At 67.5% G+C, this 23,685-nt stretch carries 12 protein-coding genes and 3 rRNA genes; 4 read left to right on the top strand and 11 right to left on the bottom strand.

The window, feature by feature from the left end; translation table 11 throughout:
- Window positions 1-51: 51 nt before the first annotated feature.
- From CBOVI_RS09905 to CBOVI_RS09915, 3 genes are all read right to left on the bottom strand, one after another.
- A complete protein-coding gene (locus CBOVI_RS09905) occupies window positions 52-690 on the bottom strand; it encodes a TetR/AcrR family transcriptional regulator (protein ID WP_010271791.1) in 639 nt (212 codons plus the stop codon).
- A 142-nt stretch (window positions 691-832) separates the two neighbouring features.
- Window positions 833-1,741, bottom strand: a complete 909-nt coding sequence (locus CBOVI_RS09910) for a universal stress protein (RefSeq protein ID WP_010271792.1) — start codon at window positions 1,739-1,741, stop codon at window positions 833-835.
- Between the two features lie 510 nt (window positions 1,742-2,251).
- On the bottom strand, window positions 2,252-2,416 hold the full coding sequence (locus CBOVI_RS09915; RefSeq protein ID WP_010271794.1) for a hypothetical protein: 165 nt from the start codon (window positions 2,414-2,416) through the stop codon (window positions 2,252-2,254).
- An 81-nt stretch (window positions 2,417-2,497) separates the two neighbouring features.
- Here CBOVI_RS09915 and CBOVI_RS09920 point away from each other — a divergent pair, with 81 nt between their 5' ends.
- Window positions 2,498-3,631 carry a pseudouridine synthase gene (locus CBOVI_RS09920; protein ID WP_010271796.1) on the top strand — a complete coding sequence of 378 codons (1,134 nt, stop codon included), beginning with the start codon at window positions 2,498-2,500 and terminating at the stop codon, window positions 3,629-3,631.
- Window positions 3,632-4,044: 413 nt separating this feature from the next.
- Here the strand turns inward: CBOVI_RS09920 and rrf are convergent.
- The 6 genes from rrf to CBOVI_RS09950 form a co-directional block, all read right to left on the bottom strand.
- A 5S ribosomal RNA gene (gene rrf / locus CBOVI_RS09925) occupies window positions 4,045-4,161 on the bottom strand.
- Window positions 4,162-4,340: 179 nt separating this feature from the next.
- Window positions 4,341-7,414 (bottom strand): 23S ribosomal RNA (locus CBOVI_RS09930).
- A gap of 339 nt (window positions 7,415-7,753) precedes the next feature.
- A 16S ribosomal RNA gene (locus CBOVI_RS09935) occupies window positions 7,754-9,272 on the bottom strand.
- Together the 16S, 23S and 5S rRNA genes form the textbook arrangement of a ribosomal RNA operon.
- A gap of 823 nt (window positions 9,273-10,095) precedes the next feature.
- On the bottom strand, window positions 10,096-11,532 hold the full coding sequence (locus CBOVI_RS09940; protein ID WP_010273199.1) for a hypothetical protein: 1,437 nt from the start codon (window positions 11,530-11,532) through the stop codon (window positions 10,096-10,098).
- A complete protein-coding gene (locus CBOVI_RS09945; RefSeq protein WP_125186412.1) occupies window positions 11,529-12,572 on the bottom strand; it encodes an ATP-binding cassette domain-containing protein in 1,044 nt (347 codons plus the stop codon). Before CBOVI_RS09945 ends, CBOVI_RS09940 begins: the two co-directional genes overlap by 4 nt.
- Before the next feature lie 140 nt (window positions 12,573-12,712).
- A complete protein-coding gene (locus tag CBOVI_RS09950) occupies window positions 12,713-13,087 on the bottom strand; it encodes a GntR family transcriptional regulator (RefSeq protein ID WP_010273193.1) in 375 nt (124 codons plus the stop codon).
- A 512-nt stretch (window positions 13,088-13,599) separates the two neighbouring features.
- Between CBOVI_RS09950 and CBOVI_RS09955 the strand changes: the two genes are divergently transcribed.
- The 3 genes from CBOVI_RS09955 (at window position 13,600) to CBOVI_RS09965 (ending at window position 21,057) form a co-directional block, all read left to right on the top strand.
- Window positions 13,600-15,261 (top strand): NYN domain-containing protein, encoded by a 1,662-nt coding sequence (locus CBOVI_RS09955; protein WP_125187490.1) that lies wholly within the window; start codon window positions 13,600-13,602, stop codon window positions 15,259-15,261.
- A gap of 60 nt (window positions 15,262-15,321) precedes the next feature.
- Entirely contained in the window at window positions 15,322-17,427 is a 2,106-nt protein-coding gene (locus tag CBOVI_RS09960) for an arabinofuranosyltransferase (RefSeq protein WP_183273667.1), read from the top strand.
- Window positions 17,428-17,616: 189 nt separating this feature from the next.
- Window positions 17,617-21,057 (top strand): arabinosyltransferase domain-containing protein, encoded by a 3,441-nt coding sequence (locus CBOVI_RS09965; RefSeq protein WP_083826115.1) that lies wholly within the window; start codon window positions 17,617-17,619, stop codon window positions 21,055-21,057.
- A 1,179-nt stretch (window positions 21,058-22,236) separates the two neighbouring features.
- Here CBOVI_RS09965 and CBOVI_RS09970 read toward each other — a convergent pair.
- Both CBOVI_RS09970 and CBOVI_RS10880 read right to left on the bottom strand, forming a co-directional pair.
- A complete protein-coding gene (locus CBOVI_RS09970) occupies window positions 22,237-22,551 on the bottom strand; it encodes a hypothetical protein (protein ID WP_125196281.1) in 315 nt (104 codons plus the stop codon).
- Between the two features lie 12 nt (window positions 22,552-22,563).
- Complete coding sequence (locus CBOVI_RS10880; RefSeq protein WP_373419194.1) at window positions 22,564-23,007, bottom strand: DUF6973 domain-containing protein; 444 nt, start codon at window positions 23,005-23,007, stop codon at window positions 22,564-22,566.
- Between the last annotated feature and the right edge of the window lie 678 nt (window positions 23,008-23,685).

A 23,685-nucleotide genomic window follows, 5' to 3' on the forward strand; every position in this document is an offset into this window, starting at 1 on the left:
CGTATCCCCTCTGTAACCCCCGTATCGACCGCGACGGCCGGGCCGCCCGGCTCAGATCGAGTACATCATCGGGGTGGTGTACAGCAGTTGCTTCGCGAGCTCGCGGGCGGTCTGCAGCGGGGTGACGTCCCGGCTCATCTTCGCGCCGGCGAGCCCCCCGTCGAGAAACACCATCAGCTGGTCGGCGAGCGTCCGGGAGGCGTAGCCGAACTTCTCCGTGAGCAGTTCGGCCATGGTGTCGCGGCACCACCGGCGGTGTTCGAGGGCGGCGGCGCGGATGCGCTGCTCGCTCTCCGTCTCCGGCCGGGGGTACTCGCTCGCGGCGTTCTGGAAGTGGGAGCCGCGGAAGTTCTTGCCCGGTTCCTCGGCGATGCACATGTCGAAGAACGCGACAATGCGGTCCTCCGGCTTGTCCATGTTCTCGACGAACGCCTCCCAGCGGCGACGCCAGTCCGCGTCGAGTTCCTCGAGGTAGGCGACCACGAGGTTGTCCTTCGACCCGAACAGGGAGTAGAGGCTGGCCTTGGCGACGTCGGCGTCGCGGAGGATCCGGTCGATGCCGATGACGCGGATGCCCTCGGTCGTGAACAGGGCGGTGGCGCTGGCGAGGAGCCGCTGCCGGGGGCCCGGGCGGTTGCGACGCCGGGCGGTCGACCCGCTCTTCGCGCCCCGGCTTCCTGCGGTTGCCATCGGCCCTCCTGCTCCGCTGTCGGTTGTCGGTCTGGGTGTCGCTGTCCGGCGCCGGCGGTCCGGCCGGCCCGGGGGACGTGATCCGGGGTGTGACTTTACACGACGCCGTGACCACGTCACGGGCCCAGCGGCCCCGGCCGGCTCAGTGCTCGCGGGTCCGGCCGGTCGGGCGGACGACCATGAGGGGGCACGGCGAGTACTGGAGCAGCGCCCGGGAGCTGGAGCCGAGCACCATGCCCTTGAAGCCGCCCCGGCCGCGCGACCCCACGACGAGCAGCTGCGCGTCCTCGGCGTTGTCGATGAGCGCGGGCACGGGCCGGTCGCGTTCGACGACGGCCTCGACCTTCACGTTCGGGTACTGCTCGCAGAGGGGCTTCAGTTCCTCGTGGAGGAGCGCCTGCTCCTCGTCGCGGGCCCGGTCGAGCGCCGTGGCCAGGCCGGCGAGGGTGGCGCTGAGCTCCGCGTCCGACCAGCTGTGCACCGCGCGGAGCGTCGCACCCCGCGCGTCAGCCTCCTCGAACGCCCGGTGGAGCGCGTCGCGGGAGACGTCGGACCCGTCGACACCGACGACGACGGGGCCGTACTTCGTCTCGTCGCACACCCCGGAGTCCTTGCGGAGGATGACGACCGGGCACTCGGCGTGGCTGACGACCGCCGAGGAGACGGACCCGAGGACGAGGCCGGAGAACCCGCCGAGACCACGGGAGCCCATGACGATCATCTCGGCCTCGCGGGACTCCTCCAGCAGCAGGTCGATCGGGTTGGACTCCTCGACGCGGTGGGACACCGGGATGTCCGGGTCGACGGCGAGCACCGCCTCGCGGGCGGCGTCGACCTTGTCCATCGCCTCGGTCTCGAGCTCGTCGAAGAGCTCCTGCGGCGGGACCATGCCGTCCGCGTACAGGAACTGCGGGATGGTGTATGCGGTGACGAGCTTCACACCCTGCTTCCGCTTCGCTGCGGCGTTCGCCGCCCACTGGACGGCGACGGCGCCGGCGGGGGATCCGTCGACGGCGATGACGATACTGCGCGTACTGCTGTTCGCGGACATGGTTCGGCCCCTTTCAGCCTGAGGATTTCCTCTACACCACCATTATCTCCCCCCGTGGCGCGCGGGGCACGGAACCTGTGAGCGCCGACCTGAACGGGGGTGGTGGTCGCGCGACACAGGGCCGCGGCGGCGCGACCCAGTGCACGGGGAGGGCACGACAGTGCGCCAGCGCGGCACCGCCGCGGAGCGACCCAGCGCGCGGGGAGGGCACGACAGCACACCAGCGCGGCACGGAGCCACCCACACCTGGACCGGCGGGACACGACCGGCGGAGCACGGGATAAGGTGTGGCGGACGGGACACACCGCGGTGGCCGTCTCCGGCGACCACCACGGACCGTGTCCCCCGTTCCGCACCGTCACCCCCTCCGGTGCCGGCGTCGTCCCCCCCTTACCCGAATCCCCACCCGACCCCGGCCGACCCCCGGTCGCGCCACGGTCGGCCCCGGTCAGACCCCTACCAGCCCCCCCGACCGGGCCCGGGTCAGCGACCCGGGACAAGCCCCCGACCTCAGGCCTGGGGCACGCGCGGCGTCGGCAGCGGCACATCGTGCGCCGCCGGGGCGTTGCTCGGGGAGAAGATCTCGTAGAGGAACCGGGCGACCTGGCCGAGCAGCTGGCCGAGACCGGTCTGGAGGAACGTGACGAACTGTGCAGTGATGGCTGAGATATCCATGTGAGGGAGTGTAATCTGAGCGCCGCGCCGTTACCAGTCGTTTCCGGGATTAATCCGTCCCGGGTGCGTGTCGCTGAGCCCTTGACGGCTCTGCAGCTGATACAGACCGTCGTCGCCGGGCAGCGCCACCGGCACCCCGGTGACGACGACGCCGCGATCATGCGGCGGTTCGACGACGGCCTCGTGCGCCTCCGCGACGGCACGCGGCTGCGCCCGTCGGACCCCCTGCGACCGGGGACGGACATGTGGTTCTACCGCATGCCCGCGGAGGAGCGGCCGAACCCGTTCCCGCTCCACGAGCTGGAGCGCGACGCCGCCACGCTCGTCGTCCACAAACCGCCGTTCATGGCGACCCTCCCCCGGGGCGACCACATCACGCAGACGGCGCTGGTCCGCGCGCGGGTCGACTGGGACCTGCCCGACCTCGCCCCGGCGCACCGGCTCGACCGGCTCACCCGCGGGGTGCTGCTGTTCACCACCCGGCCCGAGGTCCGGGGCGCGTACCAGCGGTTGTTCGAGCAGCGGGCCGTGCACAAGGAGTACGAGGCGGTCACCATGCCGCCGCCGGGGGTCACCCTCCGGAAGGGGGACGACGCCACGCTTCCCCCGGCCGCGTTCGGACACTCCGGAACCGGTGGTGCCGTCGACCGCGACGAGGCGGGTCCGCCGGCGGCCGTCGGGAAGGCCGGGACTGGCGGATCCGTGGACCGCGAGGAGCTGTGTCCGCCGGCGACGTTCGACCTGCCGGCGGGGGCGCTGCACCCTGATTCGCCGCCGCAGCGGCTCCCCGCGCCGACGCCGGAGCGCCCGTGGCGCACGGAGCACCGGATGATGAAGCTGCGGGGGCATCTGTCCGCCCACCTGGAGGACGGCGAGCCGAACGCGGTGACGGACATCACCGGCGTCCGGGTCGCGGACGCGTCCGAGGTCGGCGTCGCCGGCGAGGGGCCACGCCTGGTGTGGAGGCTCCAGCCGCGGACGGGCCGCACCCACCAGCTGCGGCTGACGATGCGGCTGCTCGGGATGCCGATCGTCGACGACCCGATCTACGCCGAGATCAGCGACGTCGCCCTGCACGACCTTGAGGCACCGCTACCGTACGTGCCGTTCATCGACGAGGAGGACCACAGCCGCCCGATGGGCCTGACCGCGAAGGTCCTGGCGTTCACGGATCCGCTGACCGGTGAGGACCGGCGAATCGAGACGCCGTACTGACACTGATGCGCACTGACGTCCCGGCGGCGGCTTTCGGGCGCGGGGGCCGGTGACCGTCGTCCACGACCGACCCCACCCCCCCTTCTGACTCGTCCCCTCCGGGCGGACGCACGGACCCCCACACCCGAGCGTTTTTCGACTGGCCTTCTCCGGGCGGGCCACAGGGCCCCCGGCACCCGGGCGTTTCTCGACTCTTCCCCTCCGGGCGGACGCACGGGATCCCGACACCCGCGCCCGCTCCGCACGAGGGGTGGGCGCGGAACGCCGCACGGGCCACGGGGCGGGAAAAGGGCACAAAAAAAGGTGGGGTGGTGCCACACCCCCACAACCCGGTGACCACCCAACCCCTGACAGGGACGGTGACCACACAGGCCGTGAAGGGGTGACACCACCCCACCACACACAAAGAAAAATGCCGGCGGTGACCTACTCTCCCACACCCTCCCGGGTGCAGTACCATCGGCGCAGGCAGGCTTAGCTTCCGGGTTCGGAAAGGGACCGGGCGTGACCCCGCCGCTAAAACCACCGACAAACACAACAGAACAACCACACGCACCCCACACACCCCCGGGAACAACCCCAAGGGAGTGCCGGCACGTCGTGACGCTCCAGACACTGCACAACAGACGCGAGAATCAACACCCACAACACACACCAAACAGTGCGAACCACGGGCAACACTTTTTGCACACACACCCAACCAACAAGCAGTGTGTCATTTCGGTCAATTAGTACCGGTCACCTCCACCACTTACATGGCGTCCAGATCCGGCCTATCAACCCCGTCATCTACAGGGAACCTCAAACGAAACCTCATCTTGAAACAGGCTTCCCGCTTAGATGCTTTCAGCGGTTATCCCTCCCATACGTAGCCAACCAGCCATGCCACGGGCGTGACAACTGGCCCACCAGAGGTATGTCCGTCCCGGTCCTCTCGTACTAGGGACAGCCTTTCTCAAGTTTCAACGCGCGCGGCGGATAGAGACCGAACTGTCTCACGACGTTCTAAACCCAGCTCGCGTGCCGCTTTAATGGGCGAACAGCCCAACCCTTGGGACCTACTCCAGCCCCAGGATGCGACGAGCCGACATCGAGGTGCCAAACCATCCCGTCGATATGGACTCTTGGGGAAGATCAGCCTGTTATCCCCGGGGTACCTTTTATCCGTTGAGCGACACCGCTTCCACAAGCCGGTGCCGGATCACTAGTCCCGACTTTCGTCCCTGCTCGACCTGTCAGTCTCACAGTCAAGCTCCCTTGTGCACTTACACTCAACACCTGATTGCCAACCAGGCTGAGGGAACCTTTGGGCGCCTCCGTTACACTTTGGGAGGCAACCGCCCCAGTTAAACTACCCACCAGGCACTGTCCCTAACCCGGATCACGGGCCGAGGTTCAGGTATCCAATACGATCAGAGTGGTATTTCAACAACGACTCCCCAACCACTGGCGTGGCCGCTTCACAGTCTCCCACCTATCCTACACAAACCGAACCGAACACCAATACCAAGCTATAGTGAAGGTCCCGGGGTCTTTTCGTCCTGCCGCGCGTAACGAGCATCTTTACTCGTACTGCAATTTCGCCGGGCCTGTGGTTGAGACAGCAGGGAAGTCGTTACGCCATTCGTGCAGGTCGGAACTTACCCGACAAGGAATTTCGCTACCTTAGGATGGTTATAGTTACCACCGCCGTTTACTGGGGCTTAAATTCTCCGCTTCGACCACAAGGGTCTAACAGGTCCTCTTAACCTTCCAGCACCGGGCAGGCGTCAGTCCGTATACATCGACTTACCGTCTTCGCACGGACCTGTGTTTTTAGTAAACAGTCGCTTCCCTCTATTCTCTGCGACCACCACCAGCTCAAAACCAGTCTGTCACCAGCAGTGGTCCCCCTTCTCCCGAAGTTACGGGGGCATTTTGCCGAGTTCCTTAACCACAGTTCACCCGATCGCCTTAGTATTCTCTACCTGACCACCTGTGTCGGTTATGGGTACGGGCCGAATGTGCACATCGCTAGAGGCTTTTCTCGACAGCATAGGATCACCGACATCCCCGCAAACGGGTACGCATCACGCCTCACCCTCATGCCAACCGGATTTACCAGGCTGACGGGCCACACGCTTACACCACAATCCAATAAGTGGCTCGGCTACCTTCCTGCGTCACCCCATCACTTGGCTACTACCAGCTCAGGTCCCACGCACATGCACCACCAACCGGCCAAAGACCGGAAACAGCAGCACACACGGGTGGTTAGTATCACCGATTCACCATGGTCGCACACACACGGGTACGGGAATATCAACCCGTTATCCATCGACTACGCCTGTCGGCCTCGCCTTAGGCCCCGACTCACCCTGGGAAGATTAGCTTGACCCAGGAACCCTTAGTCATCCGGCGGACGAGTTTCTCACTCGTCATTCGCTACTCATGCCTGCATTCTCACTCGCATGGCCTCCAGCACTGGGTCACCCCGCACCTTCACCGGCCACACGACGCTCCCCTACCAACCCCCACCAAAAGATGGAAGTTCCGCGGCTTCGGCGGTGTACTTGAGCCCCACTACATTGTCGGCGCAGAACCACTCGACCAGTGAGCTATTACGCACTCTTTCAAGGATGGCTGCTTCTAAGCCAACCTCCTGGCTGTCTTCGCGATCCCACATCCTTTTCCACTTAGTACACTCTTAGGGGCCTTAGCCGGCGATCCGGGCTGTTTCCCTCTCGACCACGAAGCTTATCCCCCGCAGTCTCACTGCCGCGCTCTCACTTACCGGCATTCGGAGTTTGGCTGATGTCGCTAAGATGGTAGTCCCGCTAAACCAACCAGTAGCTCTACCTCCGGCAAGAAACACACGACGCTGCACCTAAATGCATTTCGGGGAGAACCAGCTATCACGGAGTTTGATTGGCCTTTCACCCCTACCCACAGCTCATCCCCTCAGTTTTCAACCTAAGTGGGTTCGCGCCTCCACGACGTCTTACCATCGCTTCACACTGGCCATGGGTAGATCACCCCGCTTCGGGTCCAGGACACGCCACTCAACCACACTAGTTAGTATTCGCTTTCGCTACGGCTACCCCACACGGGTTAACCTCGCGACGTGCCGCTGACTCGCAGGCTCATTCTTCAAAAGGCACGCCATCACCCCACAAGGAGGCTCTGACGGATTGTAAGCGCACGGTTTCAGGTACTATTTCACTCCCCTCCCGGGGTACTTTTCACCATTCCCTCACGGTACTATCCGCTATCGGTCACAAAGAGTATTCAGGCTTACCGGGTGGTCCCGGCAGATTCACAGCAGATTCCACGAGCCCGCTGCTACTCGGGAACGAGATCCACACACACCCATCATGTTTTCACGTACCGGACTCTCACCGTCTACGGCGGGCCATCCCAGACCACTTCCGCTAACACAACACGCGCATGCGCAGGCTGGCAGACCCACACAACATCGCCCCACAACCCCGTGCACGCAACCCCTGCCAGGTATCACACGCACACGGTTTAGCCACCATCCGCTTTCGCTCGCCGCTACTGACGGAATCACTATTGTTTTCTCTTCCTACGGGTACTGAGATGTTTCACTTCCCCGCGTTCCCTCCACACCGGCTATCTATTCACCGGCGGGTGACCGCACATAACCACGGCCGGGTTTCCCCATTCGGACATCCTCGGATCAACGCTCGGTTGGCAACTCCCCGAGGCATAACGCAGCCTCCCACGTCCTTCATCGGCTCTTCTGTGCCAAGGCATCCACCGTGCGCCCTTAACAACAACACACACAATCAGTTAGGTGAACAAAAAGCACAACACACCACCACACAACATGGCAGCATGCAGAATAAAGAAGATACTCGCGTCCACTATGCAGTTCTCAAACACCACACACACCACCACCAGCGCAGAACACAGTCCCGCACCACCAGCAGCATGCCAGTCATCCAAGGGCATGACGCCCCAGACACCCAACACCGCGACAAACCAAGCACCCCAACCCCCGGCACCACCACCAGGCACAAACACCACAACCAGCGATCATCACCCCACACGGCGTGGGGCAACCATCCAGCGATCCGCGCATCCACCCGGATTCAACAATAATAAAATAAAACTCCTTAGAAAGGAGGTGATCCAGCCGCACCTTCCGGTACGGCTACCTTGTTACGACTTCGTCCCAATCGCCGATCCCACCTTCGACGGCTCCCTAACGAGTTTGGGCCACCGGCTTCGGGTGTTACCAACTTTCATGACGTGACGGGCGGTGTGTACAAGGCCCGGGAACGTATTCACCGCAGCGTTGCTGATCTGCGATTACTAGCGACTCCGACTTCATGGAGTCGAGTTGCAGACTCCAATCCGAACTGAGACCGGCTTTAAGGGATTAGCTGAGCCTCGCGGCATCGCAACCCACTGTACCGACCATTGTAGCATGTGTGAAGCCCTGGACATAAGGGGCATGATGATTTGACGTCATCCCCACCTTCCTCCGAGTTAACCCCGGCAGTCTCTCGCGAGTCCCCACCATTACGTGCTGGCAACACAAGACAAGGGTTGCGCTCGTTGCGGGACTTAACCCAACATCTCACGACACGAGCTGACGACAACCATGCACCACCTGTGAACAAGCCCAAAAGGGAAGACGTGTCTCCACGCCGGTCCTGCCCATGTCAAGCCCAGGTAAGGTTCTTCGCGTTGCATCGAATTAATCCACATGCTCCGCCGCTTGTGCGGGCCCCCGTCAATTCCTTTGAGTTTTAGCCTTGCGGCCGTACTCCCCAGGCGGGGCGCTTAATGCGTTAGCTACGGCACGGAAATCGTGGAAGATCCCCACACCTAGCGCCCACCGTTTACGGCATGGACTACCAGGGTATCTAATCCTGTTCGCTACCCATGCTTTCGCTCCTCAGCGTCAGTTACTGCCCAGAGACCTGCCTTCGCCATCGGTGTTCCTCCTGATATCTGCGCATTTCACCGCTACACCAGGAATTCCAGTCTCCCCTACAGCACTCAAGTTATGCCCGTATCGCCTGCACGCCCGGAGTTAAGCCCCGGGATTTCACAGACGACGCGACAAACCACCTACGAGCTCTTTACGCCCAGTAATTCCGGACAACGCTCGCACCCTACGTATTACCGCGGCTGCTGGCACGTAGTTAGCCGGTGCTTCTTATGCAGGTACCGTCACAAAAGCTTCGTCCCTGCCGAAAGGGGTTTACAACCCGAAGGCCGTCATCCCCCACGCGGCGTCGCTGCATCAGGCTTGCGCCCATTGTGCAATATTCCCCACTGCTGCCTCCCGTAGGAGTCTGGGCCGTGTCTCAGTCCCAATGTGGCCGTACACCCTCTCAGGCCGGCTACCCGTCGCCGCCTTGGTAGGCCATTACCCCACCAACAAGCTGATAGGCCGCGGGCTCATCCTGCACCGAAAAACTTTCCACCGCACACACTAAAGCACGGTCCTATCCGGTATTAGACCCAGTTTCCCAGGCTTATCCCAGAGTGCAGGGCAGATCACCCACGTGTTACTCACCCGTTCGCCACTCGAGTACCCCAGCAAGCTGGGGCCTTTCCGTTCGACTTGCATGTGTTAAGCACGCCGCCAGCGTTCGTCCTGAGCCAGGATCAAACTCTCCATAAAAGCCATAGGCAATATCAAAGAAAGCCCAACCACTGGCAAAACAAAACATCATCACAGCAACCACGCCCGACACACAGCCGGACGCAGCTACCACACTGACCGTCGCCACCACCCCAACGGGGGGTCAGGGCAGCGACAACAAAATAAATTACAAACAATACTCACAAACCAAAGGTCGCAAGCACCACCTGCAACACAAATCCAGTGACAGTGACACCATGACGACACAAACAATCACATATTTAACAAGCGATCAACACTTGCCGGTACGCGAACCATTCATGCCAGACACGACAACCACCGATCACAGCACCTGCGCCACACACGGCACCAGCACCAAAGATCAGAGCACTTGGTTCATCACGCTATTGAGTTCTCAAACATCATGCGCACACAACCACACCGACCAAGCGGCCGGAACAGTCCGTGTGACAGGACCAGAACCTTACAACACCCGGTGGCAGCAAAGCAAACCCCAGATGAACACCCAGTTCACAGCCCCGAAGAAGATCGGGTGTTGGATTGTCAGGGCCGTTGTCCTACCGCCGGTTCTCACAGCGTCTCGCTGGAGTCTCAGGCGGTGTCGGTCGCGCTGACTCCGATAAATGTACACACCGCCGACGGGGGACACAACCTCGCAGGTCAACCTGTGTTTTCGGTCCGCATCCGCGGTCTCCACGGCGCCGGTGTTCGTCTGTCCCGGCGCGCCGGCGGTCCCTGTCGTCATTCCGTCCCGGCGGGGCGGCGGTCCCGGTCGCCATCCTGTCCCGGCGGGGCGGCGGTCCCCGTCGCCCCATGACCCGGCCAGGCACCGGCCCCGCGGTCAGAGCCGCGTCATATCCGTCGCCCGCACCATGCTCCGGGCCAGCCCCCATCCGAGGCCCGCGAGTGCGAGCGCCACCGTCGGGAACAGGAGCCACCGCACGACGACCGTCCCGGACCAGTCCTCCCCGGTGCCGTCGGGCCCCAACCCGATCCACACCACGAGCACGATGACGCCGGCCATCACGACCCCGGTCAGCACACTAGCCGGGACGACGAGCCAGCCGACCCAGCGCCCGTGGAACCTCGCCAGGATCACCGCCCCGACGATGACACCCGCACCGCAGTACGTGCCGACGACCAGCCCTCCCCCGAGGCCGACCCAGAGGAGCAGCGCCAGGCCGGACGCGCTCCCGCCCATGTCACCGATGGTGGCCAGCTCCCCGTCCGCGCCCGGGGCCGTCCGCGCGCGCAGCACCGCGCCGGCCATGACGATCGCTCCCACTGCGCTCCCCAGCACCGGGGACAGCCACATCGCGCTCGTCACGCGCCGCAGCCAGGTCCGCCGGTCACCGCTGAACGTGATCCAGCGGGCGAGGCCGTCACTGACCCCGTCCGCGGCGACCGGGAGGCCCCACACCAGCGCGAGCATGGGCAACGCCGTCCCCGCCGTGGTGGCGTCGCGGTCGGTCAGCCCGACGAACGCGAACACCGCGAGGCCGATCACCACCGTCGCGCCCCAGAACCGCAGCTGGGTGCGTCGCACCGGGTCGGTGATGAGCTCCCGGTCCGCACTCCGCACCCGGGGCCCGGGCCCGGGACGTCGGCGTCCGGTGCGGTCCTCGGGGGTCGACGCCGCGGTCACCTGCCCGTCATGGCCGGCGGGGAGGGCCGTCGTGGCCGACCGGCCGGGGGCGCGGTGGCGCAGGAGGGAGGGGTCGGCGGGGACGTCGCCGTCCTCCGTGGGGGACATCGGGTTCACGAGGTCCGCGACGAGCGCACCGACGCCGATCACCCCGACGACCAGCAGGGCCGCCACCGCCTCGGACACCGGCACGGACCGTCCCCCGATGAACACGGCCCCGATGACGGCCTCCGTGACGACCGTCGCCGGGAGACGGGTGAGCAACGCGTGGAGACGGATGTCCCGGCTGCCGAACCCGAACGTGATGAGAACGCTCCGGCCCGCCCAGCCGACGCGGACCCAGGCGTACCCCAGGAACACGGTCATCACGAACGTCCAGATGTCCCAGCCGTCGCTCCGTCCCCGGACGAGGAAGACGAGGAGGACCATGAGGACGGTGTACGAGGTCACCATGAGACTGACGTCGGCCCTGACCTGCGTCGCCGCGAGCCACAGGTGGTCGCGGAGCCTGATGCGTCCGGCCGGTGCGGTGCGGTGTGCCGACGGGCCGGGTCCGGTGGCGGAGCCCGGTGCGGTGGGTGAACCAGTCCCGGTGGCGGAGCCCGGTGCGGTGGAGGAGGTCCCGTCGGTCACTGCCGCTCACCTGCCCCGAGCGCCAGCACCGCGTGGTCGAGACGCGGCTCGGTGACGCGGACCCCGTGGTCGGACGCAAGCCCGTCGAGGGTCCCGGCCGCCTCGGCCGCCGCCATGTCCACGGTGACGCGGCGTGCGCCGCCGGTGGCGTCGTCGAGAAGGATCCGCCCCTGCCCGCGGACCGCGAGAGCCGAGCAGACCCGGCCGACCGCCACCGACGACCCGGTGAGGACCCGCATCCGCGCGGTGAGGTCGGCGACGGGGACGACCTCGCGGACGGTCGCGTCCGCCATGAGCATGACGGAGTCGAGGACCCGGGAGGCGTCGTCGATGTGGTGGGTGGACATGACGACCGTGCGGGGGTTGCGCCCGATGTCGTGGAGCAGGTGGCGGTAGAAGAGGTCACGGTTCTCGACGTCCAGCCCGAGGTAGGGCTCGTCGAGGAGGGTCACGGGCGCCTGCGCGGCGAGTCCCGTGACAATCCCGACCATCGACCGCTGCCCGCGCGACAGGTCGCTGACCTTCTTCCGCGTCTCCAGGCCGAAGTCCCGGACGAGGCGGGTGGCGAGGTCGTCGTCCCACGTCCGCCACCGCCGCGCGGCCACGGCGAGCACCCGCCCGACCGTGTAGCTCCGGGGCAGCGGGACGTCCGCGCCGGCGAGGACGAGGGAGCCCAGCACCTCCGGGTTGTCGAACACGGGACGGCCGTCGACCGAGACCGTCCCCGACGAGCACAGCTGCCCGGCCATGATCCGCAGCAGCGTGGTCTTGCCGACGCCGTTGCGGCCGACGAGCCCGTGGACCTGCCCCAGCGGGAGGTCGAAGGAGATGTCGTCGAGCACCGGCGGCCGGGCCGAGGTCACCGACCGGAACCACCGCGCGAGGCGCCGGATGCTCCGGTCCCGGTGGTCGTCGGTGCCGGCGGCGTCGCCGGCGGTGCGGGACCCGGTGCCGGAGAAGGCCTTGGTCACGTGCCGCGCGGAGAGCATGCCCGGGCGGGCGTCGTCGGTGGCTCGGTCAGGGGCGTGTCCGTCGGACATGACGGCGTCCTTTCGTTGGTCGCGTGATCGCGTGGTCGGGCGGTCCGTGGCCGGGTGGGGCGTCTCCGGGCCGGTCGGGCGGTCCGTGGCCGGGCGGGGCGTCTCCGGGTCGGTCGGGCGGTCCGTGGCCTGGCGGGCGGTCACTCATAGAGGCCCCGGCTCTCGGCGACGCGGAGGAACAGGGAGTGGACGTCGTCGCGCGTCATCTCCAGCTTCACGGCCTCGTCGACGAGCGGTGCCAGGTACGACGCCGCGAACTCCGCGCGGCGACGCGTCAGGATCCGCTCCCGTGCCCCTGCCTCGACGAACATGCCGATCCCGCGGCGTTTCGCGAGGATGCCCCGCTCGACGAGGAGGGTGAGGCCCTTGCGGGCCGTCGCCGGGTTGATGCCGTGGAACGCGGCGAGCTCGTTCGTCGACGGGGCCCGGTCGCCCTCCGGCAGGGAGCCGTCGACGACCGAGTCCTCGACGAGGTCGGCGACCTGCCGGAACAACGGCGCAGCATTCTCGTCCACGTCACCTCCTGTCCTCCGCCGACTCCGTGGTCCGGCCCGTGCACCGGGCCCGGGCGGGCCGTCCGCTCCGCCTCCCGCCGTGCGTGGCGGCGGCGGACCCGGCGGCCTGTCGGCCCGGCCGACACCCTGGCCGGTTAGTTACCCATGTAACTAACCATAGAGGTGGTCCCGGCCCGGCGCAACGGTTCCCACACCGGCTCCCGCACCGGTTCCCGCACCGCCCGCCACGACCGGGCGCGCCACGCCGGGGGTGCAGCCCGTCCACCTCCGCCGGGGGGACCACCCGCGGTCCCCGCCGCGCGGAACCCTGCGCAGCAGCGCAGCTCCGCCGACGCCGTTCCCGCGCGCTCCGCCGGCGGCCCGGCGGCCCGCGTCCCCGCATCACGCGGATGCTGCATGGGGCACACTGGAGGCGGAACAGACAGCGCCCCGGCTGCGGCCCGGATGACGGGCCCGCACCGGGGCGGCCGATGAACATGCGTGATGACCACAGAAATTTGAAGTGAAGGACCATGCTTGAACGCACACAGGTGTACGTCGATACCTCTTATCTCCTCGCGAGCTTTTACAATTCCTGGGAAACGGGCGCCCGGGCCCAGCTGGAGATCGACCTCCCCGAGGTCGTCGCCGTCCTCGACAGGATGGTGACCTCACAACTCCACCAGCCGGTCCACCGGCAGTTGTGGTACGACGGGATCCCCGATTCCGGACCACACCGTTACCAACGTTCCCTCCGCGCGGAGCCCGGGGTGCAGCTCCGCGCGGGACACCTCATCGAGTGGGGTGACCGCCGCACGCAGAAGGCCGTGGACACCCGGCTCGTCGCGGACATGGTCACCGCCGCGTTGCGCGGCCACGTCTCGGACATCGCCCTCGTGTCCGGTGACGCCGACATGCTCCCAGGCGTCGAGGAGGCCGTCACCGCGGGCGTCCGCGTCCACCTCTACGGCTTCGGGTGGGACTCCGTGTCCGCGAACCTCCGGTTCGCCTGCGACACGACGACGATCCTCGACCCCCGCGAGGACTTCCGCGACTGCATGCGCCTGCAGATCCTCGAGGGCCCGCTGCCGCCGAACGTGGAGCCCACCCCGCCCGGCGCCCGGCACAAGCCCCTCGGCGACGCCGAACCGCCCGAGGACCCCGGGGCCTCACCCGTCCCCGACGTCCGCGTCCCCGAGCCGGGCTCGCACCGGCCAGGGGGGTCGACGGGGACCGCCGCGGGATCCGGGCCCGCGGGTTCCGGGGCGGCGGGCACGGGGTCCGGTCAGGGGACGACGGACACCGCGCCGGCCGGCGCAGTGGACGGGGCCGGCGCCGCGGCGGCGTCGACCCCGCCGGCCGCGGACGGTGCCGCGGCGGACCGGGCCGCGGACGGCGTGACGGCCGGGGCGGGCACGCCCACGGCCACGCCGACGCCGGGTTCCACGCCGGGTTCCACGCCGGGTGCGACGTCGGGGGCCACGCCGGGTGAGACCTCCGGGGCGACGGCACCGACGCCTGCCTCGACGCCGTCACCGGGCACGACGCCCGGCGCGACCGCGCCCACGCCGACGCCGGGTGCCACGCCCCGCCCCACGGCGGACGGCACGGCGGCCCGGTCCGGTGGACCGGCGGGGACGGCGTCGACACCCGGGACGGGGACCACGGCGGACCCGGTCCCGAGCTCCGGTCCGGCTCCGGGTCCGAGTCCGGATTCGACCTCGACCCCCGCCCCGGAGCCCACCGCGGACGCCACGGACACCCCGGACACCGCGGACGCCGGCGACACGCCGCCGACGCCGACGCCGCCGAGCGCAAGCCCGAGCCCGGCCCCGAGCCCGGCCGACGCCCCCCGCCGGACCGCGCCGAACCCGTCGATGATGGCCCCGCGACGGAAACTCCGCAGCCGGTACGTCCCCCTCCCCCAGGAGGTGTGGGTCTCCGGGGGCACCCAGAACCCGTTCGACGTCGGCCAGCAGTACGCCGTGTGGTGGTTCGACAACGCCGCGACCGAGGAACAGCGGGACGAGGCCCACATCCTCTCCGGCGGCGGACTCCCGTCCGAGATCGACCGGCCGCTGCTCCAGTTCGCCTGCGAGACGCTCCACGAGTACACGCTCAACGAGCATCAGCGGGTGAGCCTCCGCGACGGCTTCCACGCCGGGATCCGGACTCTCCTGCTCCGGAGGAACTGACCCGGCGGGAACCGGCCGGAGCGGCCGGCCACCCACAGCGGGTGTGCCAAGATGTGACACATGAGTGATACCGAGACCCCGGCCGGAGCCGCCGGATCACGCGGACCGGCCGGAGCCGACGGAGCCGACGGCCTCACCGGCGCGGCCGTCGCGGCCCGCGCCACCGCACGCCCCGGGACCCCCGGCCGCACCGACGCGGCCGACACCCCCGGCGCCCCGGACCGGCGCACCCCGCCCGGCGCGGTCGCCACGGTCGTGGCCACCGTCGTCGCGGCCGTCGCCGGCGGCGCCGCCACACTCGTGCTCTGGTACCTGCTGAAGACGACGCACTTCCCGTCGTTCAACGCGAGTTTCGACTCGAAGGCGCTGGCCACGGCCACGCTCTGCGTGGTCGTCGTCGTCACCGCCGGGCTGCTCCACCTCCGCGCCCACCCGACGTGGCGGCCCGCCACGGACCGGGGCCGCCGGGTGCTGCGCGCCGTCACCGAGGCGGCGGCGCACCTCGCGCCGGCGGGGCTCGTCGTCGGCGCGCTCGGGCTGCCGCTGTCCGCCTCCCGCCTCTACCTCGGCGGCATCAGCGTGGACCAGGCGTTCCGCACCCAGTTCCTCACCCGCATGGCGGACACCCCCGGCTACGCGGACATGGCCTACCCCGGGCAGCCGAGCTTCTACCCGGGGCTGTGGTTCTTCACCGGCGGGCTGTTCTCCCGGGTCACCGGGCTCGCCGGGTGGGCGGTGTTCCAGCCGTGGGCGCTCGTCACCCTCGCCGCCGCCGGGTGTGCCCTCGTGCCCGTGTGGCGGCGGATCACCGGGTCGTTCACCGTCGCCACCGCGGCCGCGACGGTGACGACGGCCGTCGTGCTCTTCATCGCCCCCGGCGAGCCGTACGCCGCCGTCGTGGGGATGGGCGTGCCCGCCGCGCTCGTGCTCGGCCGGCGCGGACTCCACGGCGGCCGGTTCGCGCTGCTCGGCGTGACGGTGTTCCTCGGCCTGTCCGCGAACCTGTACACCCTGTTCACCGGCGTGACGGCCCTGACGCTCATCGCCATGGCCCTCGCCGCTGCCGTCGGCGGGCGGACCCTCGCCCCGCTGTGGCGGCTCGTCGCCGCGGGCGTGGGCTCCGGGGTCCTCGCCCTCGTCGGGTGGGCCCCCTACCTGTACCGGGTCCTCACCTCCCCGACGGGTGTCAGCGGCCGGGCGCAGCACTACCTGCCGCTCGAGGGCACGGAGCTGCCGACGCCCTTCTTCGCCGCGCCGCTGCTCGCGATCCTCGGCGCGGTGTGCGTCATCTGGCTCATCGTGCGGTCCCGCTCCGGCACGGCGCGGGCGCTGACGTGGGGGCTCCTCGCGTCGTACGTGTGGGTCGTGCTGTCGATGCTCATGACGGTGACGGGGACGACGCTCCTGGGGTTCCGGATGGGGCTGCCCATCGCCGCGATCCTCGGCGTCGGCGGGGTCATGGCCGTCGTCGACGCCCGGTCCGTCGGCCTCCGCCGGCTGTACCCGCAGGTCATGACGCCGCGCTGGGCGCACGTGACGAACCGGGTGCTCACCGTCGTCGCCGTCGTCGCGGCGCTGTCCTTCGTCGTCCAGATCCCGTGGCACCAGCGTGACGAGATCGACCGGGCGTACACCGACGTCGACGGGGACGGGGTCCGCGCCGACCAGTTCCCCGCGGACGACACGGTGTACTACAAGGACGTCGACGCGGAGATCCTCGCCCACCGCCCGGACCGCACCGGCACGGTCGTGCTCTCCGACGAGCAGAGCTTCATGGCCTACTACCCGTACCACGCCTACCAGGCCATGACCGCGCACTACGCCAACCCGCTCGGACAGTTCGACGCCCGCAACAGCGAGATCGAGTCCTGGACCGGGATCACCGACCCCGACCGCCTGCGGGCCGCGATGGACGCCGCGACCGCCGACAAGGGCTGGGCCGGCCCGGACGCGCTCGTCCTGCGCGGGTCCCTCACCGGGCTCGACCGGGACGGCTACGGCCGCCCCGACCCCGGCACCACGTTCAGCTACCGCATGGCCGACGACATCTACCCGAACAACCCGAACGTCCGCTTCCGCACCGTCGCGTTCCACGCCGAGGCCTTCGCCACCGGGTGGTCGCTGCGCGAGGTCGGCCCGTTCGTCGTCGCCGTCCGCACGGACTGAGCCGGCGGGGCGGCGGAGGGGACCGTCGTCCCCCGTCCCCACCCCTGACCCCACGGGGGTCGACGCACCCCTCCCCACCCCTGACCCCGTGGGGGGTCGACGCACCCCTCCGCGACGGGACAGGTGCGGCTCGCCCAGGCTGTGTCGCCGGTTCCGTCTTCTCCTTTCACTGCCGTAACATGTGCGCTTGTGTCACGAGCCGATGAAGAACCCGAACTCCCAGGAACAGCAGCACCCGGCGGTGAGCGCAGCACCCGGGAACGTCGCAGCAGGCTGAAGACGGTCGCGGCCGTCGCCGGCCTGCTCGGTTTCGTGCTGTTCTGCCTCACCCCGTTCCTGCCGGTGAAACAGACCCAGTCCTCCTTCTCCTGGCCGCAGGGCGGGGACCTGCGCAGCGTCACCGCGCCGCTGACGGCCTACCAGCCGGAGAAGCTGGACATCACCCTCCCCGTCGCCGAGGCGCGCCACCTCAACGAGGGCCAGACGACCGTCCTGTCGACGGTCCCCCGCGAGTCGGAGGACCCGACGCTGCGCGGCATGTTCGTGCGGTCGACCGACGACGGTCTCGACGTCGTCCTGCGCAACATCGTCCCGCTGTCCGTGAGCACGAGCGAGCTCGCGTCCCTCCCCGACGACGCCGTGCTCCGCATCACCTCCGACGCGGAGCGGACGCACGTGTGGATCCCCGACGCGAAGGACTCCTCCGGCCGCCCGCTCGAGGGGGCCATCGACGACGACATCCGCCCGATGGTCACCGGCATCTACTCCGAGATGACCGACACCCCGGAGAACACCTCCCACGCCGTCGACGCCGGCCTCACGGTCGACGTCACCGTGGACTCCCGCTTCACCTCGTCGCCGGGCGTGCTCAAGTACGCGGCGATGTGGGCCGGCGTCGCGTTCACCGTCGTCGCCCTGTGGGCGCTGCACCGGATGGACGTGCTCGACGGCCGGTCCCGGCCCGGCAGCCGCTTCCTCCCGCGGAACTGGTGGCGCCCCCGGTGGCTCGACGCGGTCGTGGGCTTCTTCCTCCTCGCCTGGTACGTCATCGGGGCGAACACCGCCGACGACGGCTACCTGCTGACGATGGCCCGGGCCAGCCGCGAGTCCGGCTACATGTCGAACTACTACCGCTGGTTCGGCGTCTCCGAGTCCCCGTTCGGCGCACCGTACTACGACCTCATGGCGGTCATGACGCACGTGTCGACCGCGTCCGTGTGGATGCGGCTGCCCGGGCTCATCGCCGGCGTCCTCACGTGGCTCATCCTCTCCCGTGAGGTGCTCCCGCGCCTCGGCACGAAGGTCAACCAGCGGCGGGTCGCCCACTGGACGACCGCGGCGGTGTTCCTCGTGTTCTGGATGACGTACAACAACGGCCTGCGGCCGGAGCCCGTCATCGCCCTCGGCGCGCTGCTGACGTGGGTGAGCATCGAACGCTCCATCGCCACCGGCCGGTTGCTCCCGGCCGCGTTCGGCGTGATCTTCGCGGCGTTCTCCCTCGCCGCCGGGCCGACCGGCCTCATGGCCGTCGCCGCGATCCTCGCCGGCCTGTCCAGCCTCATCCGCATCGTCATCCGGCGGCTGCCGCTGCTCGACGCCCCGCGCGGGTCGTCGCGGCGCCGCATCGCCGGCGCGGTCACCGCGCAGGTCGCGCCGTTCCTCGCGGCCGGGACCGCGGTGCTCATCGCCGTCTTCGGCGACCAGACGCCCGCCACGGTCATGGAGGCGATCCGCCTCCGCGGCGACGTCGGCCCCGCCCTCGCCTGGTACGAGGAGCCGACGCGGTACACCGAGCTGCTCAAGCAGACGGTCGACGGCTCGTTCCCCCGGCGGTTCGCGGTCATCATCATGATCCTGTGCTTCATCGTCGTCGTCGCGTCCATGCTGCGGAACCGGCGCGTGCCGGGGACCGCGCACGGCCCGGCGATCCGGCTGACGCTCGTCATCATCGGCACCGCGTTCTTCATGACCTTCACGCCGACGAAGTGGACGCACCACTTCGGCGTGTACGCGGGCCTCGCCGCGGCCCTCGCCGGGCTCGCGTCCGTCGCCGCGTCGCACATGGCACTGCGGTCCCAGCGGAACCGGGTGCTGTTCATCGGCGCGGTGCTCATGATCTTCGCCTTCACCCTGTCCGGCACGAACGGCTGGTGGTACATCTCCAGCTTCGGCGTGCCGTGGTACGACAAGTCCATCCAGGTCCACGGCATCGAGGCGTCGACGGTCATGCTCGTCATCGCCCTCCTCGTCCTCGCGTGGGGCGTGCTCGTCGGGTTCCGGGGCGACATCCGCACCGCCCGCGCGCAGACCGAGTCCGAGGTGCGGGACGTCCCGCGGGAGGAGGCGCGCCGCGCGCAGCGCTTCACGGGTATCGCGGCGTCCCCGATCGCGGTCGTCACCGCGCTCGTCGTCGTCTTCTCCTTCGGCTCCCTCGCCAAGGGGTTCGTGTCGCAGTGGCCGGCGTACAGCGTCGGCAAGGGCAACCTGGAGGCGCTCACCGGGAACACCTGCGGCCTCGCCTCGGACGTGCGCGTCGAGACCGACACGAACGACTCGATCCTCCCCGTCGCCGACGGCAGCCCCCTCAAGGACTCGCTGACGACGAAGGTCTCCCGCGGGTTCGAACCGAACAACATCCCGAACCGGATCGAGGAGGAGGACGGCGACGGCTCGGCGTCCCAGACGTCGACCGTCTCCACCGACGCCTACGAGACCTCGGGCGACCAGAGCGGGCAGGACACCGGCACGACCGGCGGACTGCAGGCGGACACCGGCGTCAACGGGTCCCACGCGCACCTCCCCTTCGGCCTCGACCCGCACCGCGTGCCCGTCGTCGGCTCCTACACCGACGGCCTCCAGCTGCCGGCCGAGACGACGACGAAGTGGTTCACCCTCCCCGAGCGCTCCCCGGACCAGCCGCTCATCAGCATCTCCGCGGCCGGACGCATCGCCTACAACGACCTCAACGGGGTCGCCCAGTACGGCCAGGACGTCACCCTCGAGTACGGCCGGCGCACGTCCGGCACGGACCCGAAGTCCGGCGACGTCAACGTCGACTGGATGGGCTCGGTCGTGCCGATGGACATCGGCACCGCCCCCGAGTGGCGGAACCTGCGCGTCCCCATGTCGGAGATCCCGGACGACGCGGACGTCGTCCGCATCCGGGTCGTCGACATGAACGTGACGAAGGACCAGTGGGTCGCCGTGACCCCGCCGCGCGCGCCGCACCTGCAGTCGATGAACGACTACGTCGGGTCGACCGCGCCGACGCTCCTCGACTGGTCCACCGCCCTGCAGTTCCCGTGCCAGCGGCCGTACGACCACTGGGCGGGCGTCGCCGAGGTGCCCGAGTTCCGGGTCTCGCCGGACCACCAGGCCCGGAAGATCCACTCCCCCGTCCAGGACTACTACGGCGGCGGGGCCGGCGGGCTCGTCCAGATGACGACCCGCTCCGAGGAGCTGCCGACCTACCTCGTCGACGACTGGCAGCGGGACTGGGGTGTGCTCGACAAGCTCACGCCGTTCCCGAACGGGCAGGACGAGACGCCGAAGCCCGTGACGCTCGACACGGCGGAGGTGACGCGCTCCGGGATGTGGTCGCCCGGGCCGATGAAGCACAACATGAGCTGAGTCCGGGCGCGCGCGCTGCGCGCGGGCTCTGCGTACGGGCTCCGCACGGGCTCCGCGCGGACGACGTACGAACAGCGCACGGACTGCGCGAAAGACGCCCCCCCCCCGCCTCACGGCGGGGGGCGTTATGCGTTGGGGCGGGGCGGGACGGCGGCGGCCATTCCCGCCTCACGTCACCGACTGGCAGTGCCAGGTCCCCCACGCCCGCCCCGCGTCGCCAACTGGCAGCGCCAGGTCACCCACGCCCGCCCCGCGCAGCCAACTGGCAGCGCCAGGTCAAAAAACGCGCCCTTTTTGACCCCCAACTGCCAGTAGTCCACACCGGACAGAAACGCCGCGCGCCACCACCGCCGCCAGCGCCCACGGACACAACATCACCGCCAGCGCCCACCCCCACCCCCGCACAGCAACACGCCTACGCCACCGGCCTGACCGAACGACCGACAGTCCGGGCTCGATAAGACGTGAGTCTCAGCCGGAGATCGACAGCATGGCGAGCTATGAAAGCTGAGACCTTCGTTGCGCACTGAGGGTCACACATGTGAGGAAGCAGACAACTGCGATTGCAAGCCTGCCGAACACCGTTGGATCAAAAACGGAAATCACTATTGAAAATACCGTAAACAACATGCATAGACCCGCCCACCTCCACCGAATAGGGTTCGTGACTCCGTAAATTACCGCAGACAACCCCAAGGCAAAGGTAACCACGGCATTAATCACGATGTAGGAGGTTGAGTAACTGGAGGACTCAATGTCTGATGAGCTGAGTACGCCGGCCGACAATATGATCATCAACCCTACGATCACTGCGCCGAATTTACGACGCTCTGTGCGGTCTTCTGCGTCCATCACATCCTCCTATCGGTGTGTCATTAGCAGCGATCTTCGCATACTGTCGGGTGATCGGACCGAGCTCCGATCTTGATCCCCCTATCTGTTGCGACAGGCACAAGTACATGATGTCCGATTGAGATGAGACCTGGCACCCGTGCACACCAGGAGGAGTGGCGACCACCGTCCCGACGGGACCGCCGGCGATCTTAGCAATTCCCCCGAGTGCCGCTCGCTCCAGCGGCATGGTGCGCTGATGATCCTCGGGGGACGGGCTGGATTGGTACGGATGTCGGACAGTCCCGTTGAAGAGGCTCCATCGGGGTGAGGTCGGATGGAGAGGTCTTAGCTCATGTTAGCGATGGGTCCTAGCACTGCGACCACCATGTAAAGCCAGGCTGCGGCAGCGAGGAAGAATCCTGTACTGAAGGCGGTGGCGATCAGACCGGCAGTGACACGTTTGGCGCGTGACTGCGCTGATGCCGCTGTCCAGAAGAGAGCTGCTGCAATGAGCGGACCGACAATGACCGGGAGTAGCAGGCCTCCGAGTACTGATGAGTTCAGCACCGTGAGCGTGCCTAACCCCCCGAGGTAGAGGACCAGCACCCCACATATGAATCCTACTACTACCTGAAGAATTCTGGTCATGGAAGTATTCATCTCCGGCTCTTATCAGATAATGACGAGACGGCCATTGTCAGCTGCGGCATGACATTCGTTGACAGCTCCGGATCCGTGATTTTCGTGGCGCAGTACGACGTCCCGACCGGTCCGGTTGCTGGTACGGGCCATGTGTGTGGACCTCGGCGGACCTGGACGGTCGCGTTCGTGTGCCTGAGCGATTCTACGGGCGAGGTCTGCGTGTGATCTGACTGTGGTTAGTGCTTGCCATATACAGTGACGGTCTGCGTCCTGGATGTTATCTCCGCTCGGTCCGGGGAATCGTTGACCTGATATACGCTCGGCTTCCTGAATTGCTGATTTCGCTCGCGTACAGTCTATAGGATTTGTTGCCCAGTCTTTGGCTTCGTTTATTCCCGGGTCGACACCATAGTTGTCTCCTGAGTCGCGAGTGGCGAGCCGGTTATGTTCGGAGTCTATAACCTCCTCGACTATGCGTTGTGGCGTTTTTTCGCTGTCGGGGACCCCTGTCTTCTACGTAACATCATCGTCTTTTGGATGATCCTATCGTAGGCTCCTGAGGCGGAGTCGGGTGTTGCTGTCGCTGCGGGGGCTTTGACTGTCGCGAGTGTGGTGATGGCCAAGAGAATGAGTGCACTGGCGTCTCGTTTGCGGAGCATGAAGTCACACACCTTGAAGAAGAGAGTGGTTCCGATAGACGGTGATAAGCAACCCGCCGCACCCTAGTAAGGGCCGGCCTACCGAGCACCGGAACGCCATCCTGCGGCGAGCCTTGGAGCAAGCGGCAGCTCGCATGATCGCGAACCACGTCCGCGATCGCGTCAGAGAGCCGCCAACACTCTAGACCGAAGCGGTCGACCGGTCTTCGGTGACCGGTCGGCCGTTTCTCTATGCGCGATGGACAGTGTGGCGATTGCTCATCACGACCAAGGGGACACGACATGACGACTACGCGCTCTACGTCCTCGTTACCTGCTGCCACATGTGTTCTCCAGACCGGAACGTCACCACAACAACACTGAGCCGGACGAGTCAGTCACCGGCAGTGGCTCCGGGATAATGAAGAACGCCGGCGGCGGTGCTCGGAACGGTTGGTGGTGAGGGAGACAGTAGACAACGATCAAGCGTTGTTCCAGGATCGCACTACATAGC

This window comes from Corynebacterium bovis DSM 20582 = CIP 54.80 (assembly GCF_030408615.1).
GTDB classification, from domain to species: Bacteria; Actinomycetota; Actinomycetes; order Mycobacteriales; family Mycobacteriaceae; genus Corynebacterium; species Corynebacterium bovis.

Excerpts from the sequence above, each read along its gene's own strand:
- CBOVI_RS09905 (WP_010271791.1), bottom strand. The coding sequence starts at position 690 with ATGGCAACCGCAGGAAGCCGGGGCGCGAAGAGCGGGTCGACCGCCCGG.
- CBOVI_RS09910 (WP_010271792.1), bottom strand. The coding sequence starts at position 1,741 with ATGTCCGCGAACAGCAGTACGCGCAGTATCGTCATCGCCGTCGACGGA.
- CBOVI_RS09915 (WP_010271794.1), bottom strand. The coding sequence starts at position 2,416 with ATGGATATCTCAGCCATCACTGCACAGTTCGTCACGTTCCTCCAGACC.
- CBOVI_RS09945 (WP_125186412.1), bottom strand. The coding sequence starts at position 12,572 with ATGTCCGACGGACACGCCCCTGACCGAGCCACCGACGACGCCCGCCCG.
- CBOVI_RS09955 (WP_125187490.1), top strand. The coding sequence starts at position 13,600 with ATGCTTGAACGCACACAGGTGTACGTCGATACCTCTTATCTCCTCGCG.
- CBOVI_RS09960 (WP_183273667.1), top strand. The coding sequence starts at position 15,322 with ATGAGTGATACCGAGACCCCGGCCGGAGCCGCCGGATCACGCGGACCG.
- CBOVI_RS09970 (WP_125196281.1), bottom strand. The coding sequence starts at position 22,551 with ATGAATACTTCCATGACCAGAATTCTTCAGGTAGTAGTAGGATTCATA.